Source organism: Sphingobium sp. Z007 (assembly GCF_900013425.1).
In the GTDB taxonomy this organism is placed as follows: domain Bacteria; phylum Pseudomonadota; class Alphaproteobacteria; order Sphingomonadales; family Sphingomonadaceae; genus Sphingobium.
In genome coordinates this window covers 2,350,176-2,371,513 of sequence record NZ_FBXK01000005.1, presented here as the reverse complement: position 1 = coordinate 2,371,513, position 21,338 = coordinate 2,350,176, and the positions used below count along the sequence as shown (strand labels likewise).

At 63.3% G+C, this 21,338-nt stretch carries 17 protein-coding genes; 4 read left to right on the top strand and 13 right to left on the bottom strand.

Features of this window, described 5'->3' with window-relative positions; translation table 11 throughout:
- The first annotated feature begins 312 nt into the window (after nt 1-312).
- The 3 genes from CEQ44_RS19460 (at nt 313) to CEQ44_RS19450 (ending at nt 4,387) form a co-directional block, all read left to right on the top strand.
- A complete protein-coding gene (locus CEQ44_RS19460; protein WP_254913654.1) occupies nt 313-3,015 on the top strand; it encodes a TonB-dependent receptor in 2,703 nt (900 codons plus the stop codon).
- A gap of 286 nt (nt 3,016-3,301) precedes the next feature.
- Nucleotides 3,302-3,604 carry a hypothetical protein gene (locus CEQ44_RS19455; protein ID WP_088185502.1) on the top strand — a complete coding sequence of 101 codons (303 nt, stop codon included), beginning with the start codon at nt 3,302-3,304 and terminating at the stop codon, nt 3,602-3,604.
- 90 nt (nt 3,605-3,694) lie between these two features.
- On the top strand, nt 3,695-4,387 hold the full coding sequence (locus CEQ44_RS19450; RefSeq protein ID WP_088185501.1) for a hypothetical protein: 693 nt from the start codon (nt 3,695-3,697) through the stop codon (nt 4,385-4,387).
- A gap of 94 nt (nt 4,388-4,481) precedes the next feature.
- On the opposite strand, the gene CEQ44_RS19445 is transcribed toward CEQ44_RS19450, so the two are convergent.
- The 13 genes from CEQ44_RS19445 to araD1 all read right to left on the bottom strand — a co-directional run bounded on the left by CEQ44_RS19445 (nt 4,482) and on the right by araD1 (nt 20,219).
- Nucleotides 4,482-4,919, bottom strand: coding sequence for a cytochrome C (locus CEQ44_RS19445; protein ID WP_254913653.1), 438 nt, complete (start codon nt 4,917-4,919; stop codon nt 4,482-4,484).
- Nucleotides 4,920-5,133: 214 nt separating this feature from the next.
- Nucleotides 5,134-5,679 carry a methylamine dehydrogenase light chain gene (locus tag CEQ44_RS19440; protein WP_088185500.1) on the bottom strand — a complete coding sequence of 182 codons (546 nt, stop codon included), beginning with the start codon at nt 5,677-5,679 and terminating at the stop codon, nt 5,134-5,136.
- Between the two features lie 22 nt (nt 5,680-5,701).
- A complete protein-coding gene (locus CEQ44_RS19435; protein ID WP_088185499.1) occupies nt 5,702-6,304 on the bottom strand; it encodes a methylamine utilization protein MauD in 603 nt (200 codons plus the stop codon).
- Nucleotides 6,305-6,306: 2 nt separating this feature from the next.
- Complete coding sequence (locus tag CEQ44_RS19430) at nt 6,307-6,843, bottom strand: MauE/DoxX family redox-associated membrane protein (protein ID WP_088185498.1); 537 nt, start codon at nt 6,841-6,843, stop codon at nt 6,307-6,309.
- A 2-nt stretch (nt 6,844-6,845) separates the two neighbouring features.
- Nucleotides 6,846-8,021: an amine dehydrogenase large subunit gene (locus tag CEQ44_RS19425; RefSeq protein WP_088185497.1), complete on the bottom strand. Its 1,176-nt coding sequence runs from the start codon at nt 8,019-8,021 to the stop codon at nt 6,846-6,848.
- Nucleotides 8,022-8,140: 119 nt separating this feature from the next.
- Nucleotides 8,141-8,812, bottom strand: coding sequence for a TetR/AcrR family transcriptional regulator (locus CEQ44_RS19420; protein WP_088185496.1), 672 nt, complete (start codon nt 8,810-8,812; stop codon nt 8,141-8,143).
- 89 nt (nt 8,813-8,901) lie between these two features.
- Entirely contained in the window at nt 8,902-10,917 is a 2,016-nt protein-coding gene (locus CEQ44_RS19415; RefSeq protein ID WP_256960047.1) for a discoidin domain-containing protein, read from the bottom strand.
- A 124-nt stretch (nt 10,918-11,041) separates the two neighbouring features.
- On the bottom strand, nt 11,042-13,867 hold the full coding sequence (locus CEQ44_RS19410) for a TonB-dependent receptor (RefSeq protein ID WP_088185510.1): 2,826 nt from the start codon (nt 13,865-13,867) through the stop codon (nt 11,042-11,044).
- Nucleotides 13,868-14,116: 249 nt separating this feature from the next.
- Nucleotides 14,117-15,544, bottom strand: coding sequence for a glycoside hydrolase family 43 protein (locus tag CEQ44_RS19405; RefSeq protein ID WP_088185494.1), 1,428 nt, complete (start codon nt 15,542-15,544; stop codon nt 14,117-14,119).
- Nucleotides 15,545-15,580: 36 nt separating this feature from the next.
- Nucleotides 15,581-16,612, bottom strand: a complete 1,032-nt coding sequence (locus CEQ44_RS19400; protein ID WP_088185509.1) for an arabinan endo-1,5-alpha-L-arabinosidase — start codon at nt 16,610-16,612, stop codon at nt 15,581-15,583.
- 90 nt (nt 16,613-16,702) lie between these two features.
- Nucleotides 16,703-18,271: an alpha-N-arabinofuranosidase gene (locus CEQ44_RS19395; protein WP_088185508.1), complete on the bottom strand. Its 1,569-nt coding sequence runs from the start codon at nt 18,269-18,271 to the stop codon at nt 16,703-16,705.
- Between the two features lie 22 nt (nt 18,272-18,293).
- A complete protein-coding gene (locus CEQ44_RS19390) occupies nt 18,294-19,220 on the bottom strand; it encodes a Gfo/Idh/MocA family protein (RefSeq protein ID WP_088185493.1) in 927 nt (308 codons plus the stop codon).
- Nucleotides 19,221-19,226: 6 nt separating this feature from the next.
- Nucleotides 19,227-20,219 carry an AraD1 family protein gene (araD1, locus tag CEQ44_RS19385; protein WP_088185492.1) on the bottom strand — a complete coding sequence of 331 codons (993 nt, stop codon included), beginning with the start codon at nt 20,217-20,219 and terminating at the stop codon, nt 19,227-19,229.
- 203 nt (nt 20,220-20,422) lie between these two features.
- On the opposite strand from araD1, the gene CEQ44_RS19380 reads away from it, so the two are divergent.
- Nucleotides 20,423-21,187, top strand: coding sequence for a FadR/GntR family transcriptional regulator (locus CEQ44_RS19380; RefSeq protein WP_176401073.1), 765 nt, complete (start codon nt 20,423-20,425; stop codon nt 21,185-21,187).
- The last annotated feature ends 151 nt before the right edge of the window (nt 21,188-21,338 follow it).

Here is a 21,338-nt window from a genome sequence, read left to right as displayed (position 1 = left end):
CAACAATCTGTTGCGCCATCAGCAACTAAGCTGTTGACTCCTGCTTTCATTGCCGCATTATCAAAGCTGGACAAGCGTCATGGAATGGCGAAAGTCCAAGGGGTAGTCATATAATTTTGAATGTTGCGCACTGGCGCGACTGGTCTGGAAACCACTTGGTTTCCGATCGCGGGGACATGTGTCTTTGCGAGCGCCAGGGAAGAATATGCCCGCCAAGGGCAGGGTGCAGTGCGTCATAACCACGCGGGCAAACCGCGAGACAGGGAGAGCGAGGCGGAAGGCGCGGTTTATCCAAGGGGGAGTCAGAACAAGATGAAAGTCCCGTCGCGTCGCCGGTCGCAATTGATGAAGATTTTGGGGGTCAGCACCATATTGGCGGGGCTTGCCGCGCCGATGGTCGCGTTCGCTGCCGAGGCCGCGGAGCAGGTCGCGCCGGACCCGGTCGCCGCCGATGCCGCGGCGGAGGCCGGGGGCGGCCTTACCGAAATCGTCGTTACCGCGACGCGCAGCGCGCAGTCGATCCAGAAAGTGCCGATCTCGATGCAGGCGCTGGGGGCCGAGACGCTGGCGCAGCGGCAGGTCAAGGGCCTCAGTGATTTCGCGGCGCTGCTGCCGTCCGTGTCGTTCGAGGGGATCGGGCCGGGCCGCAACACGGCTTTCTTCCGCGGCATCGTGCCGGCGGGCGGCGCCTATGCCTCGGTCGGCTATTATCTGGATGACATTCCGATCACCGGCACCGAAGTCCCCGACATCCATGCCTATGACATGGAGCGGGTCGAGGCGCTGGCCGGGCCGCAGGGCACGCTCTATGGCGCAGGGTCGCTGGCGGGCACCATCCGCCTGATCACCAACAAGCCCAATCTCGACAAGTTCGAATTCGGGTACGACGTCGAAGCCAATAAATATGGCAAGGGCGATTTCGGCGGCCAGATCGAATCCTACATCAACATTCCGCAGGGCGACAATCTGGCGCTGCGCGTGATGGGCTATTATCGGCGCGATGGCGGTTATATCGACAATACGCCCAACAATGGCCTGCTCAACAATGGCAGCCCGGCCGTCTATACGCTGGGCGACAATAATCCGAACACCAATTTCGCGCTCGACAATAGCGACATCGCGAAGGACGATTATAACACGATCAAGGAATTTGGCGGCCGCATCCAGATATTGTGGCAGCCGGCCGACGATTGGGAAATCACGCCGCAATTCACTGGCCAGCGCCAGGTCGCCAAGGGCTATTTCGGCTATGACCCGCGCGTCGGCGATCTGGAGGTCCATGATTATGACCAGACCAAGAATGACGACCGCTGGTATCAGGCGGCGCTGAGCATCCACGGCCATATCGGCGATTGGGACGTCGTTTCCGCGACCGGATTCTTCAAGCGCCGGACCAAGACGCTCAACGACTATACCTATTATACCGTCACCTATGACGGTTTCGGCGCGGGCTATGAAAGCTATCTGCAATTTTTCGACAATTGCACCGGATCGGGCGCGTCACAGCAATGTTCGCTGATCGACCCGACGCAATATTATCACGCCGATACCCACCGTAACAAATTCACTCAGGAATTGCGCATCTCCACGCCCAAGGACTGGCCGTTCGACGTCACGCTCGGCGGCTTTTACCAGCGGCAGAAGAATGAGACGAACACCTTTTACGCCATTCGCGGGTTGGACACGATCACCGGCTATACCGCGACCGGCGGTGGCGATGTGGCGGGCGGCCTGATCGGCGTGCCGGCGATGTATGGCATCGGCTATGACGACGACGGCAATCCCTTCTTCGACACCAGCGATGTCATCAACCCCAACGGCAATCCGCTGGGCACGATGTTACTGGGCACGCAGGCGGTAAAGGGCGACGGCTTCTACATCACCGAGCAGAACCAGCTTTATCATGACAAGGCGATCTTCGCCGAAGGCCATTATAACATCACGCCGACGCTGAAGCTGACCGGCGGCATCCGCTATTTCTGGACAGATTATACGGTCAAGGGCTTTGCGGGCGTCGCTGGGTCTGCGGCAGGCGTGGGCTGTGCGACACCCCTGCCGGTCGACGAGCGCCTGACCTGTATCAACACCAACACCAACGCAGCGGACGGGACCGGCCGTTACAAGGAGGATGGCGAAACCCATAAGATCGCGCTCGATTGGCAGTTCCAGACCGACAAGATGGTCTATGCCAACTATTCGACGGGCTTCCGCCCCGGCGGTTATAACCGGCCGCTGCGTATCCGCAGTCTGGGCAAGATCGTGGATGTGGCCCCATTCGAGTCTGAAAAACTGACCAATTTCGAGATGGGTGTGAAGACCACTTGGAACAACATCTTCCGGTTCAATGCCTCGGTCTATTATGAGAAGTGGAACAATATCCAGTATAGCGTCGTGGTTGCGGGCGCGCAGGGTGCGGGCATGACCGGCAATGCGGGCAAGGCGGTGGTCAAGGGCATCGAATATGATGCCGACCTGAAACTGGGCAAGTTCACCTTCTCGACCTCCGGCGCCTATAATGACGGCAAGTTGAAGGGCGATTTCTGCAACTTTGCGCTGAACGACGCGGGCACCGCGATCGGCCAGCTAAGCAGTTGCGCGCCGGGTGTCGATGTCGGCGCAAATCCGCCGATCCCGTCCGTCGCCGCCGCCGACGGCACCCGCCTGCCGCGCCAGCCCAAGTTCAAGGGCACGTCGTCGATCCGCTTCGACACTTACATGGGCGATTACAGCGCCTACCTTCAGGGTGCGGCGCTTTATCAGACCGGTGCGACGCAGGATCTCAACGTCGATAACAATGCGCTGCTGGGCAATACCAAGGGATTCGTCAGCTTCGATTTTTCAGGCGGTATCAAGAAGGATAATTGGAGCCTGACCCTGTTCCTTCAGAACGCCTTCGACAAGCGGGGACAGTTGACGCGCAACACCTTCTGCTCGATCGACTTCTGTTCGGGATCGTCGCGCACCTTCACCATCAAGCCGCAATTTTTCGGCATTCGCTTCGGGCAGAAATACTGACGGCCTGACCCTAGCGAACAAGGATTGCGTCGCCGCCGAATCGCAGGATTCGGCGGCGATTAGCGTTTTGCCGCGCAGCGATGAAGCGGGCATCGTATCGGGCCAGCGGAAGACGACACCTTGCGCCGGGTTCATCCAGAATTCATCCAGCTTTTCAGCGCAATAGCGCGCTTTTATGGATCGCTCCATTCAACCGGCCAGACGCACGTCCGGTCATAATCACGTTGCCGGAACGGTCCTGGGCGGCCTCCAAAGACGCAGTCATTTCGACTATCAGGAGAATAATATGTCGCCCTCTTTGACGAAAATAGGGGCCCTGACCGCGGTTTTGGCAGGCTCGATCGGCCTGACGGGCTGCGCTACCAAAGGGTTTGTGCGCGAACAGGTCGCCACCGTGAATCAGCGCGTCGATGCGCTCGACGCGCGGTTGCAGACGACCGACGGCACCGCGCAACAGGCACTGGCAGAGGCCCGCGCCGCATCGGGCCAGTCGCAGCAGAACAGCCAGCGGCTCGATCAGCTGAACGGCCGCGTCGATGGCGTCGAGCAGCGGATGCAGGAAGCCCAGCGCAAGCGCGCGCGCAACTGATACGGGGCGGCCTGGCCGCACCGATTGTTATAGGGTCGGCGCTTCCCTTGGCGCCGGCCCTTTTTGCCGAACCCCCTTCGAGGTTATCCCATGAACTTTGCGTTATTGCTGGTCGTTGCCGTGCAGGGCGTGGCCGCGGCCGGACCAGTGCGCGCCGCCGAGGCGGAAAAGACCGCCGCCCAAGCGCCTTTGACCGACGCGCCGGTGATCCTATCGGACGGTGCCACGCGCGTTGCGGACTGGGTCGCCGGGGCGCAGGACAATCACGCGCTGCCCTATATCATCATCGATAAGCCGGGCGCCGCCGCCTATCTGTTCGATGCGAAGGGCAGGATGCTGGCCCATGCGCCGGTGTTGATCGGCATTGCGCCGGGTGACGAGGCGACGCCGGGCATCGGCAGCAAGAATCTTTCCGAGATCGGTCCGGCGGAAAAGACGACGCCGGCAGGGCGTTTCCTGGCGAAATTCGGCGTGGCCGCGGGCAAGCAACGGGTGTTGTGGGTCGATTATGCGACCTCGGTGGCGCTGCATACGATCCCGCCGGGCAATCCGAAGGACAAGCGCAAGGACCGGATGCTCTCGCCCGCGATCGACGATAACCGGATCACCTTCGGCTGCATCAACGTGCCCAAAATCTTCTATAATCAGAGCGTCAGCCCGCGCTTTCGCAAGAAGGGCGGCTATGTCTATATCCTGCCCGACAGTAAGCCGTTGGAAGAGGTGTTTCCGCGGCTGCGGGTACAGCCCTTCCTGAACGCGGGCGTGGGGGATGTGGGCGAGTAACCGACGCTGTGCCCCGGCGCAGGCCGGGGGCCAGAGCTCTGGGCGCAGCGAATGGGCCTCCTGGACCCCGGCCTTCGCCGGGGAATGTATGCGCCTATCCCTTGTCGCCCGGATAGAGCAGCCGCAGTGACGCGGGCGCCTTGCACTGGCGGATCGCGGCGTCCACATGGCGGGCGCGTTCGGCCTTGAGCGCGGTGGTGGACAAGGCGTGCAGCCGTTCGCGCGCGACTTCGTCGGCGGTGAAGGGGGCCGTGCCCGGCGGCGTGCTGGCGCCGCCCAGGCCGAAGACGACGAAATTCATCATGTCGGCCAGTTGCTGATTATCCTTGATCCGGCTGTGCGCGACATTGGGCAGGCGGATGAGATAGGCGCGCGCTTTCGGCGTGCAGAGAAACCAGCCGACCCGGCCGCGCAGTTCGGGCAGGCGCGCGGGTGCGACGCTGCCAGCCACGCCATGGCAGCCGGCGCATTGTTCGACATAGTCGGCGCGCGCCATGTCGGGGTCGGTGATCGCGGCGGGGAGCAGGCCCATCGGCGGCAGTGCGGCGCGAACGCTTATCGCTGTGCCAAGCAGGAGGAGGGCGGTGCATAGCGCGGCGATAGGAGTTTTTGGAGACAGGACGACCATTAGCACAATGCCGCACCGCCACCCGTTCGTTTCGAGCGTAGTCGAGAAACGGAAGCGCAAAGGCTGCTCGACTTCGCTCGAAGCGAACGGTGACTTGGAAGATACGCCATAAGTAGTCTTAGCTTGCCGCGCCCACCAGTACCGCGGTGGAGCAATGATAATCCATGCTGCTGGTGCCGAAGCACCAGATCACGTCATTGTTGAGTTGCGGCACGTATAGCTGGGTTTCGCGATCGGTATTGTCGCAGCCGCATTGGCCGCAGGCGGGTTTGCCGCAACAGTCGCGATAGGCGATCAGATACGCCTTGCCGTCGTCCGGGTTGATGCAGGTGCCGACCCAGGAGACAGGCGAAGGCTCCGCGCCCGGCGGACAGCTGTGAATGCCGCCGCCGCAGCAGGTGCAGAGCGCCCCGTCGATCGCGCAATAGCGCCAATAATCGCATTTCGTGTCGTCCTTCGTCTGCGCGGTGCGGGCGAAGAAGGTCTTGGTTTCGGGCGAGCGATCGGGCTTGGCGGCTTCCGCGCGGCTGACCGGCAGCAGCGGAAAGGCGGGGGCGGCGACCAGAACGGCGCCGAGGCGCGAGAGCATCGAGCGGCGCGAACTGGCGCCCGCGAACTTGCGCAGCAGTTTTTCGCCCATGCTATCGGCGTCGAATTTTTTCATGACCTTGCCCCCATTTTTGCCGTCAGGCCGCCTGCGCCTTCAACCCGCCGATATAATCCTGCACCGTGGCGATGCCCATTTCATGCGCCACGACCAGGCTCTCCAGATGCTCGCGGCTGTTGACCAGCCCCTTCGACAGGATCGTGCCCTCTTCGTCCAGCAGCACCGCGAAGGGCAGCTTGGCGACCTGGTAGGCCTGGCCCACTTCGGGGCCGTTGAGGAAGGCATGGCCCTCCAGCCCATGCTGCGCGATCATCGCGCGCTGGGCGGCGACATCGTCATCGCCCACGAAGGTCAGAGCCACGCGCTCGGCGCGGGCGAAGCTGGTCGCCATCGGGATCACCGCCTTGCACAGCGGGCATTGCGCCGACACGAAGAGGAGGAGCCGCAGCGGCACGCCATGGGCATGGCCGCCGACGCTGACCGATTGGCCGTCGAGCGTGGTGGCTGGGATCGCGCCGATCGTGCCGCCCACCGCCGGGCCGCCGCTGGTGGCGAGCGCGCCCGCTGGCGCGACGCGGATGTGCAGCACGCCGACCTGCCGCGCCAGCGCGAGCAGCGCGACGACGAGGCCGATGATGACGATCCAGGACAGGATCTGGGAGACGATCAGCGAGGTTAGCATGGTTATCTCCGATGAGCGGGCGACGCGGCGAGCGCGGCCAGCGACTGGAAGAGCAGGCACAGCAGCGCGATGGCGACACCGGCGGCAAGCGCCGTGGCGATGTCGATCGCGCCGAAGGCGGGCGGCGTGGGCAGGCGGAGCGCCAGTAGTGCGGCCAGCGCGGCGTTGCGGATCGCCAGCGGCCAGCCTATCGCATGGCGCAGCGCGCCATGGCCGCAGCCGCAATCGATATGGCCGCGCCCGCGCGCGATATTGATCGCCATGGCCGCGGCGAACAACAGCAGCAGCGCTATGCCCAGCAACTGCGGCAACGGGCGCAACCCGATCAGCAGCGCGGCACCGGTGGCGACCTCCACCACAGGCAGCAATCGCGCGGCGGGGACGATCAGCCGCCGGGGCAGCAGGCGATAATTGGCAATGACGCCGGGCAGCAGTGCGCGATGCCGCCACTGGTCGATACCCGCGACCAGGAAGAGCAGGCCGACGGCGATCGAGGCGGCGAGGCCTGACAGGGCCAGCAACTGCTCCCCCAACACCATGGTCAGGACGGCTCCAGCACGGTGATAATGCCGCCGCCGGCCTTTTCGATGTTGTGCTTTTCCTCGCCGGTGGCGATGTCCAGCACCAGCACTTCGCCCTTTTCGCCGTTCATGTAGAGCAGGGGCTTGTCGGTCTGGGACACTTCGATATTGTTCATAGGCTCCTTGAGTACGAAGCGCTTCACCACCTTCTGCGCGGCAACATCGACCTGCCACACTTCGTCGCCAGATGCCTTGTGCGACCAATATTCGCCCTTGTGCATCAGCACGAACAGCATGCCGGTCGCGCGGTGCAGCGCCATCGGCTGGCGTCCGCCGGGATACCAGTTGACGTCGAGCGGCTTGGCGTCGCCGACGCGGATGCCGGCCGCCGCCTGGATCGAGAAGGGCGCGGACACGGTGGGCGTCGCGCTGATCTTGGCGGTGTAGATCTGGCCGGTATAGGTCAGGAAGGTCGTCTGCTTCTTGATCCGGTCATAGGCGAAATTGTCGAAGATCGGATCGTCGCTGGCGGCGAAGAAGGAGGCGGTGTGGGTGATGTCCGCCTTCGTCCCCTTGATCGCCACGGTGGCGATCGACCCGTCGGAGCAGAGCGCGGAGAAGCCGACGCCCGGATTGGGCATCAGGCTGGCGCAGCCGGGCAATTCGATCGCGGTGACCAGCTTGCGCTTGACCAGATCGACGATGTTGACGCCTGATGTCGGGCTGAAATCATAGACATAGCCAGTCTTGCCATCGTCGCTGATGATGAAATTATTCTTGCGCGATCCGATCAACAGGCGGCCCGGCATCGCAATTTCCGTGACCAGGTTCAGCGTCTTGCTGTCATAGACGGTCACCATGTCTTGTCGCGTGCCGCGATCGTTTTTCGACCAAATAGTCTCGGCGACATAATAATATCGGCCCAGCGGATCGATCGCCATGTCGGCCAGGCGGCGGGTCTCCACCATGCCCTTCATCTTGCCGCTTTCGCTGTCGAAGATGCTGGTGCCGGGCATGTCCCACCCGCCATCGACAAAGAACCATGTCGGCTTGGGCGGATCGATGGTCAGCGTATCGGATTCTTCGGGTTCGACCGAGGCCTTGCTATCGGCCGGTGCGGCCTGCGCCAGTGCGGCGCTGGCGAGCAGCGATCCGCACAGGGCTGCGGCGAATATCCTGGAACTGGTCTTCGACATGCTGGCTGATCCCCCTGATCCCTGCGGCGTCAGGGACAAGGTTTGACAGCTGTCCAGATTTGGTCAAGAGGGCGAAACGCCATAGCAACAAATAAATGTTGCGGCGCAGCGTTTTGGTGTCAGGCCAGTTCGGGTTCGCGCGCGGGGGCGAGGGCAGTGATGTCCGCCGAGGACGCATTGCGGGCCAGCGCTACCAGCGACTGGACGGCAAGCGCGGTGAAAGCAGGCATCTTGTCGGCCCAGGGCTTGCCATGCCCCAGGAACGGCGTGGCGCCCTCCATCGTGGCACTGATGAACAGGGCGACGGTGCGGACATCTTCGGCGGACAGCGCCGGATTGATCGCGGCGACATGGTCGCCGATCACGCCATGGACCCGATCGTAGAAGGCCTTGACCCGCTCTGCGACGAAGGGGTTGTGATTGGCCAGCGCCCATAATTCGGTGAAAAGATGGGTAGTCCGCTTTGACCCGATATCGTCAAGGCACAGGATGATGACCAGCTTCAGCCGCTCTTCGGCGTTCAGGCCGGGCTTGCGCACGACTTCGTCGAGCAGCTTGCCATAGCTGTCGACCAGTTCGTCCAGGAGCACCTGGATCAGCATGTCCTTGCGCGGAAAATGATAGCTGACATTGCCCACCTTCATGTCGCAACGCGCGGCGATGCGGCGGATGGTGAAGGCGTCCGCCCCCTCGTCAATCAGCACGTCCATAGCCGCCTTCAAGATGGCGTCGACCGTTTCGGTGCCTTTGGCATAAATGCCGGGACGGGAAGGGGGGCGTAACTGCGTCATTTAACTTATGTCGGGCTGTATCATTCCTTTCCTGCGCTGGCCAGAAAAGATGGACCGGCAATGGAGGGTTTCGACCCGTCGTTCGTATCTCACTCTCCAAATAATTTAAATTCGGCCAGGCGAGTCGCTTTACCCCTCGACTGGGTGAAGTGCAGGCGCACTTTGCTGATTTGGAGTCGCGGCCAGCGGATGTCCGTGATACCGTTGGCGACCGGGCTGCGCTTGGGCGTCGCGATGTCGTGCCAGGCACCATCGAACCAGGCCTGGAGCCTATAGCTTTGCGGCACGGCGAAGCCCTTGCCATCGGCAAAGAAGGCCAGTTCGGCGCGGGCGAGATCGACCGGCTTGCCTAAATCGATTGCGTACCATTGCGGCGTCGGAGAGGGGGCGGACGACCAGCCGTTGGGCAATTCGGGGAAGAACCATGTCCGCCCGTCTATCGCGTCATGGATATTTTCCGGGTCGCTGTTGCTGGAGGCTGACCCGATCGGAAACTGCCCCCGCACCAGTTGCACCGCGCGGTTGATCGGACGGGCGATCGCGGGCGTCGCGACGCGCGCGACCGGGATTTCGACGCGGCCCAGCGTGTCGCGACGGGCGACTTCTTTGCCATCCACTTCGATCGAAAGCCCCTGGCCGCGCCCGTAATGGCTGCCGTCCGCGTCCCATGTCACCGCGATCTTGTGGCCATGATAGGGGACGTCCTGCGCCCGGAACCAGGCGAGCGATTGCGGATCGGCGGCGTCGGGCAGCAGCGGGTTCACCTCCAACACATCGTCGGCGCGGGGACGGATGCCGACCAGGCCGGTCAACACAAGATCGTTGAAGCCGGAATGGAAATAATGGTGGCTGCGGTCGAGGCCGACGATCGGCTTGCCGGTTTCGGGGTGATAATCCTCCTCGATATCCAGCCTTTCGCCCTGATAATGGAGCGCGGCATATTGGCGCAGCAGGCGCATATAGATGCTGCGGGTGACAGGGCCGGTCGCCCTGGCATGATCGAGCAGGTTGGCCATGCCATGGAGTATCTGGGTCGTCTGATAGGGCCAGATCGGGCCGTTCCACTGACATTCCGGGGCGGTGCCCAGATAGCGATATTGGCGCATATAATATTCGTAACTGGCCTCCACCGTACGCATCCCCGCCTTGCCGGCGAGCGAGGCGGGGTCGAGCAGGTGCGTCCAGGCGGCGGCATATTTCGGGTCGTCGGGGACGAGCTCGAACATCCAGGGGAGGTAGCCGACCAGTTCGCGATTGCGGATCGGCTCCCAATAGCGGACGAACTCGTTCTTGCGCGACTGGTGCCGGTCGATGAAATGGGTGAGCTTCTCGCTCCACAGGTGGGCCAGCACGCGTTGTTGCAGGGCGTCGGCGCGGGCGGTGTAGTCGGCGGCCATGCTAGCGTTCCCGGCCATCGCCGCCATGTTCGCCAGCGCGCGGGCATTGGCGAACATATAGGCGTTGACCGACGGGCGGAAGGCGTCGCCGCCTCGGAACCCGTCCTTGCCGCCCGACGCATCGATCGAAGAGACGGTATATTCAGTGGCGTCCAGTAGCGGCTCGACGAAATAAAGGCCCTTGTCGAAGTCGAACTTGTCGTCCCACAGGCGGTAGATATGGTTCATGACCGGCAGATGGCGCAGCGCGCCGTCGCGGTCGCCGTCGACCAGATAACGGCCCCACACCGAATCGGCCATATGATCGGTGAAGTGACGGTCGTTGCCGCCGCTGGCATACATGAAATGGATATAATCGTCGGCGAAGCGCCGGTCGTTCAGCCAGCGCCCTTCGCCGATATGGAATCCACTGGCATCGTTCAGGCTGGCATAGGGATGGCGTTGCCAATCCACATCGTCGGCAAATTCGGTGGTGATATAGCCTTCGGCGCCCAGATCGCGCTGATGTGCGCGATACACCTGCCAGCGATAATAATAAACGGCGTCGATCGTCGGGTCGGCCGATTCGAAGAAGGGGATGCGGTCGCGATACCAGGGTGCGTCATTGCCGAAGCGTCGGGCGGCGATGGCGGTCGTGTCCATCGCGGCGGGCGGCTGCGCTGCGCCGATCCCGACCATCGCGGCCCCGGCCAGCAACAGCATCTTCATGGCGCGCATCGCATCCTCCCTGTGATCCACAAACAAATATGGCGGCCGTCCGGGACTGGAGAGTGTCCCGATACGGCCGCCAATCATGGGACGCGGCGAGGAGACGCCGCATCCCATGGGGCGCTTAGTCGAACTTGAAACGGACGCCCAGCGCGAAAGTGCGGTCGATCAGCAGCGTGCTGGAGTTGAACTCGGTCGGGTTGCCGACATCGCCGAACTTGTAATAATTCTGCTGCTTCGCCTTGGTGATGTTCACTGCGTCGAAGGTGATGCCGATATCCTCGTTCACGTTCAGGGTGAGCTGGAAGTCCAGGCTCTTTTCAGGGGCGCGCCACATGCCGATCGGGTTGGCGAAGGCACGGGCTTCATTGTTGTTCAGGAACCCCTTGCGCCAGATATAGGACAGGCGGGCGCCGACCGGGCCTTTGTCATAAGCCAGCGTAGCGTTGTAGGACAGCTTCGACACGCCGAAGAAGGCGGACTTGGCGGTGCCGGTGATCTCGCCTGCATTGTTGACGACGGGGATCGTCTGTTCGGAGTCCAGGATCGTCGCGCTGCCGGTGAAGCCGAGGCCGTCGAGGACCGAGGGCAGGTAGGAGGGGAAGTAGGTCAGTCCCAGTTCCAGCCCCTTGAGCGTGCCGTTCGACGCATTGGCCGGGCGGGTGATGTTGAAGAACTCGGTGTAGGTTTCGTTACGCGGCAGATAGTTGTTGGGGATGAATTCCCGCACGGTCAGCGGCACGACCAGGCCGTTGATCTTGCGCTGGAAAGCCGTCGCATAGATGGCGCTGTTGCGTTCGAAATACCATTCGACCGCAAGGTCGATATTCTTCGAATGGGTCGCCCGCAAATTGGGGTTGCCCGACGAGCCCGTGCCGAAGCCGACGCGCGACAGATCGCCGCCGAGCGCCAGATTGGGATTGAGATCGCCAAAGGCCGGACGGCGCAGCGTTTCGCCATAGTTGAAGCGGATGCGCAGATTGTCGGTGATGTTGTAGCGCGCGGTGAAGGACGGCAGGAATTTCTCCGAACCGGTGGACACCGTGGTCTGCGCGAAATTATTCCCGCGATCGAAATAGTCGTAGAGGGTGTCGATCGCGACGAAGCGCACGCCGCCCTGCAACTGGAGCGGACGGCCGAAGATTTCCAGCTCGCCATCGGCGACGATATAGGCGGCCAGATTGCTTTCGTTGATGCTGAACACGCGGCCGAAGGTCAGCTGGTCCGACAGCAGCAGGCCGGGCGCGACGGCGCGGTACAGTTGGCGGATGGCGTCCTTGTCCATGCTGCGCGGATCGGCCAGCACCCAGCTGGTCGGAACGTCGGCGCGGCCATCGAAGAAGCCGCTGTTGGTGAAGGGTGTGCCTTCGCCAAGCGCGTCTAGCGTGATGCCCAGGCCACCGGCGCCCTGGTCGCGCACAGAGGAGTCGGCATCGCGGTTGTCATAGCGGAAGCCCGCCTTGATGCGGCGCAGGAAGCCGTCGTCCCACTTATATTCGCCGTCCAGCATCAGGGTCAGCGCGCTGCCGGCCGTCTTCGTGCCGCTGTCGAACAGGTTGCCCACGGTCCATTTGCTGGCGTCGGTCAGCACTTCCTGGTTGCCGAAGCTGTAAGCAGGCAGGCCGCCACCGGCGTTGAAATCGACATCGATGTCGAGCGGCCCGCGATCGGTGCGGATGGCGAAGAAGCTCGTCTCGTTCTTGCTGTCCTGATAGGCGACGTCGGCCGAAATCTTGCCGTTGCTGCCCACATCCCACTTGGCATTGAGGGCATAGACATAGCTGTCGGTCTTATTGGTGGCCCTGTCGCCGCTGTTGAAGCCCGCTACGGACCCCATCTGCCGCGACTTGATGATGTTCGTGCCTTCATAGAGTTCAAAGCTGTTGGCGACGTCGGCCGGCAGGTCGCCCCACCAGTCGGCAAAGCTGAAGTGCAGGCTGTTGAAGGTTTCGCCCCGGAAGCCGGTGTAGAAGACTTCGGCCGTATAGACCGAGCTGTCATTGGGGGCCCACTGCAGCGCGGCATTGATCGAGGGACGTTCCCGCTTGCCGTAGAGGTCCGACGCGATGACCGCGTCGCGCGACAGATAATAGGGGGTTTCGACGCCATTGATATTGAGCGTCGATCCCGGAGCGGTCGGCAGACCGGCGTCGAGGCCCGGCGTCCAGTTTTCATTCTGGCCGCCAGGGAAGATGCGCTGCAACGGGGTCAGGCCCGAACCGGCGGGCGGGGTTTCGGTGGCGAACGGGATCATGGCCCCGGCCTGGAGATTCTGGTTGCGATACTGGGCCTTGGTGTAGCTGGCGTTCACCAGGAAGCCGATGTCGCCGATGCCGGTTTCCCAGCGGTTGCTGACCAGAAGGGCGACGTTGGGATTATATTTGTCCGCCAGTTCCGAATAGACGCCGCGCGCCAGGCCGGAAATGGTGAAGCCGTCGAAATCGAGCGGGCGACGGGTCTGGACGTCGATCTGGCCGGCAAGGCCGGTTTCCAGCTGGTCGGGCGAGCGGGTCTTGTAAACGTCGATCTGCTTGACGAGGTTGGCCGAGATGTCCTGCAACGCGAAGGACGTACCGGCGGCGGTGAAGATGTTGCGGCCGTTGAGCGTGGTCAGCGGATCGGTCAGGCCGCGAATGGTGATGCCGGCGGTTTCGCCACCAGCGCGGTCGGTGACCTGGATGCCGGTCACGCGCTGGAGCGCTTCGACCACATTGTTGTCGGGCAGCTTGCCGACGTCTTCCGAGACGATCGAATCGACGATCTGGGTCGAATTCTTGCGGACGTTGAGGGCGCCGACGATCGAGGCGCGGACGCCGGTGACGACGATATCGGCGGCTTCGTCCTGCGGGCTAGCCTGCGGCGCGGCTGGAACGGTCTGGGCCTGGGCGGCGCCCGCGAGCATCAGCGCGAGCAACGATGCGGAACCCAGTGCAATCGGCTTGATCGCCATATCGAAAATCCTCCCCTGGAGCTGGCCCTCGGCCATGCGTGAATTACTCGGACTAATTATTGCTCCGACAAATGAATCGCAAGCGGAATTTTGCAGGGCATTGCAGGGAAATTTCAGCGATGTGATATTATTGCCGCACGCAGGGATAACCGGCCTTTTGGCTAGGGTGCTGCGAGGTGACAGATGGAAAAAGGGCGCCCAGTGGATCGCTGGACGCCCATACAATATCAAATTGTCAGAGTTATTATTTCAGTCGATATGCCACCAAGCGCTGGGATCGCGGCTGGCCACCAGCGTCAACTGGTCCGCGGACAGGCCGATGGCTTTGCCCGGCACAGCGATGGACACGAACCGCGCGGCGTGCAGCGTCTTTTCATCGAAGCGGACGAACTGGCTGCGCAGGGCGAAATCGGCGCTCTTGCTGTCCGGTTGCAGGGTCAGCGATCCATCCTGGCCCGCGACCAGATAATGGTCCGGCAGCAATATCGGCGACAGCATGATGCTGCGGGCGCCGGCGCGGCCGGGCAGCTGGCGGAACTGCGTCTGCGCCAGTGACGGGTTGCCCGCGACCAGTTGCTTGCCGTCATGCGCCATCAGCCGCTTGGGGTCGGTGGACGAAATGAAGCGTTCGGGCAGCGGGCCATTGCCCACCGGCACGCCGAAATCGGGGGTGCCGTCGGCGGTGTAATAGAGCCGCTGGACGCGGGTGTGGCGGTCCGGATTGAACAGCGGATCGCCCTGGATCGCCTCATAATCGCGGCCATGATAGACGAGGATGTCGCGGCCCTGTTCGTCCACGGTGAAGCTGTTGTGGCCGGGGCCAAAGACGCTGGTGGCGCTGTTGGTGACGAAGACGGGCTGCGGCGACTTGGCCCAGCTTTTGGCGTCGAGCAGGTCGGCATTTTCGTCGGCGCTCAGCAGGCCCAGGCAATAGCGCGCGTCGGTGGCGCTGGCCGAATAGGTCATGAACAGGCGGCCGTTACGGTGCAGGACAGCGGGGGCTTCGGCCACCTTATAGCCGCGTATCTCCCAGTCGAGCGTCGGCACCGCGATGCGCGTGACCTGGCTGCCCAACTTCAATGGCGATTCCAGCTTGGCGATGTAGAGATTGCTGTTGGTTTCGATCCCCGGCTCGCGCTGCGCCCACACCATGTAGCGGACGCCCTTGTGCGTGAAGACGGTGGAATCGAGGTTGAAACTGTCCCAGGGCGTCTGCAGTTCGCCCAGCACGCTCCATTTGCCTGTCATGGGATCGGCGCCGTCGCAGATGACGGCATAGGTGCGGATGCGGAACACGTCATCGCCGCCGCCGCTGGGGCCGGCCGCGAAATACATGATCCACTTGCCGTCGATCTGGTGCAGTTCGGGCGCCCAGAGGAAGCCCGAGCGCGGGCCGCTGGCTTCGTGGCGCCACAGCACCGCTTCGGTCGCGGTGGCAAGGCCCGCGATCGTCTTGGATCGGCGCAGCACCAGCCGGTCATATTCGGGGACGGAGCCGGTAAGATAGTAAAAGCCGTCGTCATGGCGGAAGACCTGGGCATCGGCGCGTTGCTTGACCAGCGGGTTGACCGGGCCGGGCGCGACGGCCGCACCGGATGCGGCGCGGGCGATGGCCGGTGTAGCCGACAAAGCGGCGGCGCTGCCGATGAAGCCGCGGCGGGATAGAGATAGGGACATGCGTGTCTCTCCGAAGATGTTAGTCGGACTAATAGATTAATATTGCGCTTTCGGCCAACCGTCCGCGCCCCAGGTGACCGGCGCGATGCGCAATGTCGGGGCACCGTTCGCCTGCTTGTCATAGGCATGATAAACGACATAGTCTTTGCCATCGCGATCATGCAGCCAACCGGCATGGCCTGGGCCACGGAAGCGCTGCTGTTCCTGAAGATCAGCGCGCAGGAAGATGGTGCCGCCGCCTTGCATGAGAGGACTGCCATCCTTGCCCAGATAGGGCCCGGTGATGGCCTTCGATCGACCGATGACGGTGTAGTACGTGCTGTTCACGCCCTTGCAGCAATAGTCGTAGCTGACCATCAGCCAGTAATAGCCGCCATGGTCGACGATGAAGGGGGCCTCCACCGGGGCAGGGCCGCCGGCGGGGGCGGGGCGGCGGGCGATGCTGACGGGCTTGGCCTTGGGATCTTTTGGCTTGCCGCTTTTCGGGTCCAGTTCGAACAGCTTGATGCCGGTCCAGAAACTGCCGAGCGACAGCCAGTGGCGGCCTTCCCGATCGATGATGAAATTGGGGTCGATGGCGTTATAGTCGTCGTCCTTGGTGGACATGACCACCAGCCCCTCGTCGCGCCAGCCGTAATTTTTCGCCTTGGGGTCCAGCGTCGGGCTGGTGGCGAGGCCAATGGCGGAACGGTTGGAGCCGAAGGTCGAGACGGAATAATAAAGGCGATAGCGGCCGTTCACATAGCTGATGTCGGGCGCCCACATGCCGTCGCTGCCGGGGATCGCCTCCTTCGCCCAAGCGGGCAGGGCGGTGAAGATCGGGTCGCCCGCGGTCCAGGTCACAAGGTCCGGCGAGGTGCGGGTTTCGATCAGCCGCTTGCCATGGCCGGTGCTGAACACATGATAGGCGTCGCCTTCACGCGCGATCACCGGGTCGTGGGTGGGCGTCAAATCGCCGGTCAGGCGGCTGTCGAGCGTCGGCACGGCGGGTTGCGCCGTCGGCTGCGCACGGGCGTGGCCAGCCAGGAGGGCGAGGCCCAGCAATGTCACAAGCGTATGCCGCTTCATGCGGGCCTCTCCATTCATCATCATATCCAAGGGATTGGAGCGGACGGTGATTCCACCCGCCGCCCGCTCCAAACTGTTGCTGCCAGGCCGTTATTGCAGTTCCAGCACCACCACCGACTTGGCCGGCAGCGTCACGGTCAATGTGCCGTTGCTGACCTGCGCGCCGGTGAAGGCGGCGGGCTTGACGGTTTCGGGCGCGTCGAACGTGTTGTGGGCGTTCATCGCGCCAGCGGTCAGGATGCGGCCAGTGACGCTGGCGGCATTGAGGCCGCCCAGCTTGACCGTGACCGTGTTGGCCTGATTGGGATCGAGGTTGGACAGGCCGACATGGACCTTCCCATCCTTGCTCCGCACCGCAGAGCCGCTGACGGCCGGCATCACGAACTGGTCCTTGTTGTACCAGGGCGTGTCGATGCTGATCGGCAGCACGGTGGCGTCCTGCCACGGCTTGTACATTTCGAAGACATGATAGGTGGGGGTCAGCACCATCTTCTTGCCATCGGTCAGGATCATCGCCTGGAGGACGTTCACCATCTGCGCGATCGCGCTCATCTTCACCCGGTCGGCATGTTTGGCGAAGATGTCGAGATGGATGGAGGCGACCAGCGCGTCGCGCATCGTGTTCTGCTGGCGCAGGAAGCCGGGATGGGTGCCGGGATCCTGGGCATACCAGGTGCCCCATTCGTCCACCGCCAGGAAGACGCGCTTGGCCGGATCATATTTGTCCATGATCGCGACATGCTTGGTGATCAGCTCGTCCATATGGACCGCCTTGGCCAGCGTGTCGGCCCAGAGCGTCTCGTCGAAATTGACCGGGTCCGCCTTGGGCGGCCAGCCGCCCTGGGGCAGGGTGTAATAATGGAGCGACACGGCGTCGAGCTGCGCGCCGGCGTCCCGCATCATCACTTCGGTCCAGTTATAGTCGTCGACATTGGCACCCGCTGCGATCTTCAGGATCTTGGTGCCGCGCGGCGCCTTGATGAAGGTGGCGTAGCGGCGGGTGACGTCGGCGGCATATTCGGCGCGCATATTGCCGCCGCAGCCCCATAGTTCGTTACCCACGCCGAAATACGGCACGGCCCAGGGCTCCTTATGGCCGTTCCTGGCGCGTTCGTCGGCCAGCGTGCCAGCGGGTGAAGTCATATATTCGACCCATTCCGCCATTTCCTGCGGCGTGCCGTTGCCGACATTGCCCGCGACATAGGCTTCCGCGCCGATCTGGCGGATCAGTTCGAAAAATTCATGGGTGCCGACCGTATTGGGTTCGGTCACGCCGCCCCAATGGGTGTTGATCTTGACCGGGCGCTTGGCCTTGCCGCCAATGCCCTCACGCCAATGATATTCGTCGGCGAAGCAGCCGCCCGGCCAGCGCACGACGGGAACGGCCAGGTTTTTGAGCGCCGAAATCACATCGTTGCGAAAGCCGTTGGTGTTGGGGATCGACTTGTCGTTGCCGACCCAAAGGCCACCATAGATGCCATTGCCCAGATGTTCGGCAAACTGGGTGAAGATGCGCTTGTCATAGACCGGGCCGGGCTTGGCGGCGTCGATCGTGGCGGTGGTAGGCTTGCCGCCGGTGTCGGCGGCGGCCGGCTGCCAGATCAGTGCGCTGGCGCACAGCATCAGCGCGCTGGCGGTGCGGCGCAGGGTTTTTGTCATATCCATCCTCTCCTGTTGATAGTCAGTCGTGAAATGCTTGGGTCGTTTCGCGCTTGCCGCGCAGAAAGGCGTCGGCGACCAGCCGCAGCGGGCTGGTGTCGACATCCGATCGGCCGCCCCGGATCAGCGTGGCGAAACGGGCGTAGAGGCCGGCATATTCGACATCTTCGCCATGGTCTGTGCCGCTGGGCAGGGTCAGCACCGCGCCGCCCTGTGCCAGTTTCAGCGTGCCGGCGTCGGTTTCGACGATGACGTCCCAGCTTTGCGGGCCGGTCTGGCGCCAATCGAGATCCATGTGGATCGGCGCACCGGCCGTGTCGCGGAAGGCCAGGTCGGCGGCGATCGGCGCAGCGCGGTTTTCGGGCAGCACCAAGGTCGCGTCCTTCAGGAAGAAGGGGCGCGGCAGGATGTGGGTGACGATCGACAGCGCATTGATGCCGGGATCGAACACGCCAAGCCCGCCGGGCTGCCAGATCCAGGCCTGGCCTGGATGCCAGACGCGCACATCCTCCCGCCAGACGATCGACACCTTATCGATGCGCCGTTCGGCCAGCCAAGCGCGCGCCGGGGCGACGCCTGCCGCGAAGCGGCTGTGCCAGGCGGCGAACAGGCTGACGCCGACCTTGTCGGCCTGCGCCTGCAAGGCGTCGACCTCCGCCAGCGTCGCGCCGGGCGGCTTTTCCAGGAACAGGTGGATGCCCTTGCCCAGCGCCTGCGTCGCCAGGTCGTAACGCACCTGCGGCGGCGTGCAGAGCGCGATCGCGTCCACCGCCGGGCCTTGCGCCAGCAGGTCGTCCAGGCTGGCATGATGCGGCACGCCGTCAAGGCCCGCATCATGCGGGCTGACGGTGGCCGCCAGGCTGAAGGCGCTGTTGCCCCGGATCGCCGGCACATGCTGATCGCGCGCGATCTTGCCTATGCCCACGATCGCGATACGGATCGGATCCATGAGTTGTCAGAGCGCCTGGACAGCGACCTGGACAGCTGGCGCGCGTTGCAGCGGATTGCGCACCGGCAGGGTGAAGGGCGCGGCGATGATTTCGAACACATCGCCTTCTTCCGGCACGATGCCGTCGCTGAACGACAGGGTCGCGGTGCCGAAGAAGTGGACATGCACGTCGCCCGCGCGGCGGAACAGATCATATTTGAAATGATGATGTTCCAGGTTCGCGAAGCTGTGCGACATATTGCCTTCGCCCGACAGGAACGGCTTTTCCCAGATGACCTTGCCATCGCGCAGGATGCGGCTGGACCCTTCGATATGCTCCGGCGGCGTGCCGACCAGCAGTTCCGGGCCAAGCGCGGCCTGGCGCAACTTGGAGTGGGCGAGCCACAGATAATTGTGCCGCTCAGTCACATGGTCGCTGAACTCGTTGGCGAGCGCGAGGCCGATGCGATAGGGCGTGCCGTCCTCGCCGATGATGTAGATGCCGGCCAGTTCCGGCTCTTCGCCGCCATCCTGGGCGAAGGCGGGCATGGTCAGCGGATCGGTAGGGCCAACCAGCTGCGACCCGTCGCCCTTGTAGAACCATTCGGGCTGCTGGCCGACTGCGCCGGCGGCGGGCTTGCCGCCCTCCAGCCCTTCCAGGAACATGCGCATCGAATCGGTCTGCTTTTCGGCGGCGGCGGCTTCGCGGTGCATCTTGTCGCGACCTTCGGCAGAACCAAGGTGGGTGAGGCCGGTGCCAGTCAGTTGGACATGCGCATCATCGTCATGATCGATCGGGGCGAGCAGGCGACCCGCCTCGAACGCGGCGGCGATATCGACGGCGGGACCTTGGCCGGCGGCCTCGACTGCGGCGGCGAGGCTGATCTTCCGCGCGATCGCATGGAGCGCCAGCGCGCGGATGGTGGCGAAGCCGGGCACGACATAGGCCGCGTCGCCCTGCGCGGCGATGACCGTCCGCTCGCCACTGTCCGAACGGTGCTGCAACAGGCGCAATGTCATGAAAACTCTCCTCCCGCGCGCCTGGAAACGGCGCTCAATCCAAACCACAAGCCTTTTGCCGCGCGCCTTGAAATCGTCCGGGAGGACGAAGCGGCGGCGGTGAATCTGCTAATTACTCCGACATATTACAGGATGATGGTAATGGCAATGCTTGTATTATAGGGCGGGATATGCCTGATTGGGGGAAGGCGAGAGGAGCGGAAATGGCGAAGGAAGATCCGTCTTTGCAGAATATTGAGGCGGAAAATGGCGGCGCGGCTAAGGCGGTTCGCGGCCCTGGACGGCGGCTGCATGGCGCCATCGCGCACAAGCTGGGCATGGCGATCTTGTCCGGCCATTATGCGCCCGGCGACGTGCTGTCGGGCGAAGTCGCCTTCGCCGAGGAACTGGAAGTCTCCCGCAGCGCCTATCGCGAGGCGATCCAGGTGCTGACCGCCAAGGGGCTGGTCGAAAGTCGGCCCAAGGCGGGCACCCGCGTCCTGCCGCGCAACCGCTGGAACCTGCTCGACCCCGAAGTGCTCGCCTGGGCCTTTGCCGGGGAGCCGGACATTCAGTTCATCCGCGACCTGTTCGAACTGCGCGCCATCGTGGAACCGGCCGCCGCGCGGCTGGCGGCGCAGCGCCGCGACAAAGAAGATTTGCGGATCATGAAGGACGCGTTGGCCGCGATGCGCCGCCATACGCTGGCGACGGAAGCGGGGCGGGCGGCGGACCGCGATTTTCACAATGCGATATTGCACGCGACCCGCAACGACGCGCTGCTGGTGCTGACCGCCAGCATCGGCGCGGCGGTCAACTGGACGACGCAATATAAGCAGCGCGCGCGCGCCCTGCCGCGCAACCCGATTCCCGACCATGTCCGCGTCTATGATGCGATCGCCGCGGGTGACCCTGCGGCGGCGGCGGAGGCGATGGGGTTGCTGGTCGATCTGGCGCTGGAGGATACGGCGAGCGCAATGGCAGGATAGCAGTGAGTCCCGTTCGTTTCGAGCGAAGTCGAGAAACTAAGCGCTTAGTTTCTCGACTTCGCTCGAAACGAACGGATGTTGTGGTGGATGAATAAAAAAGGCCGGAGCGGATATCCCGCTCCGGCCTTTATCGCGCCACAGGTGCGACCCT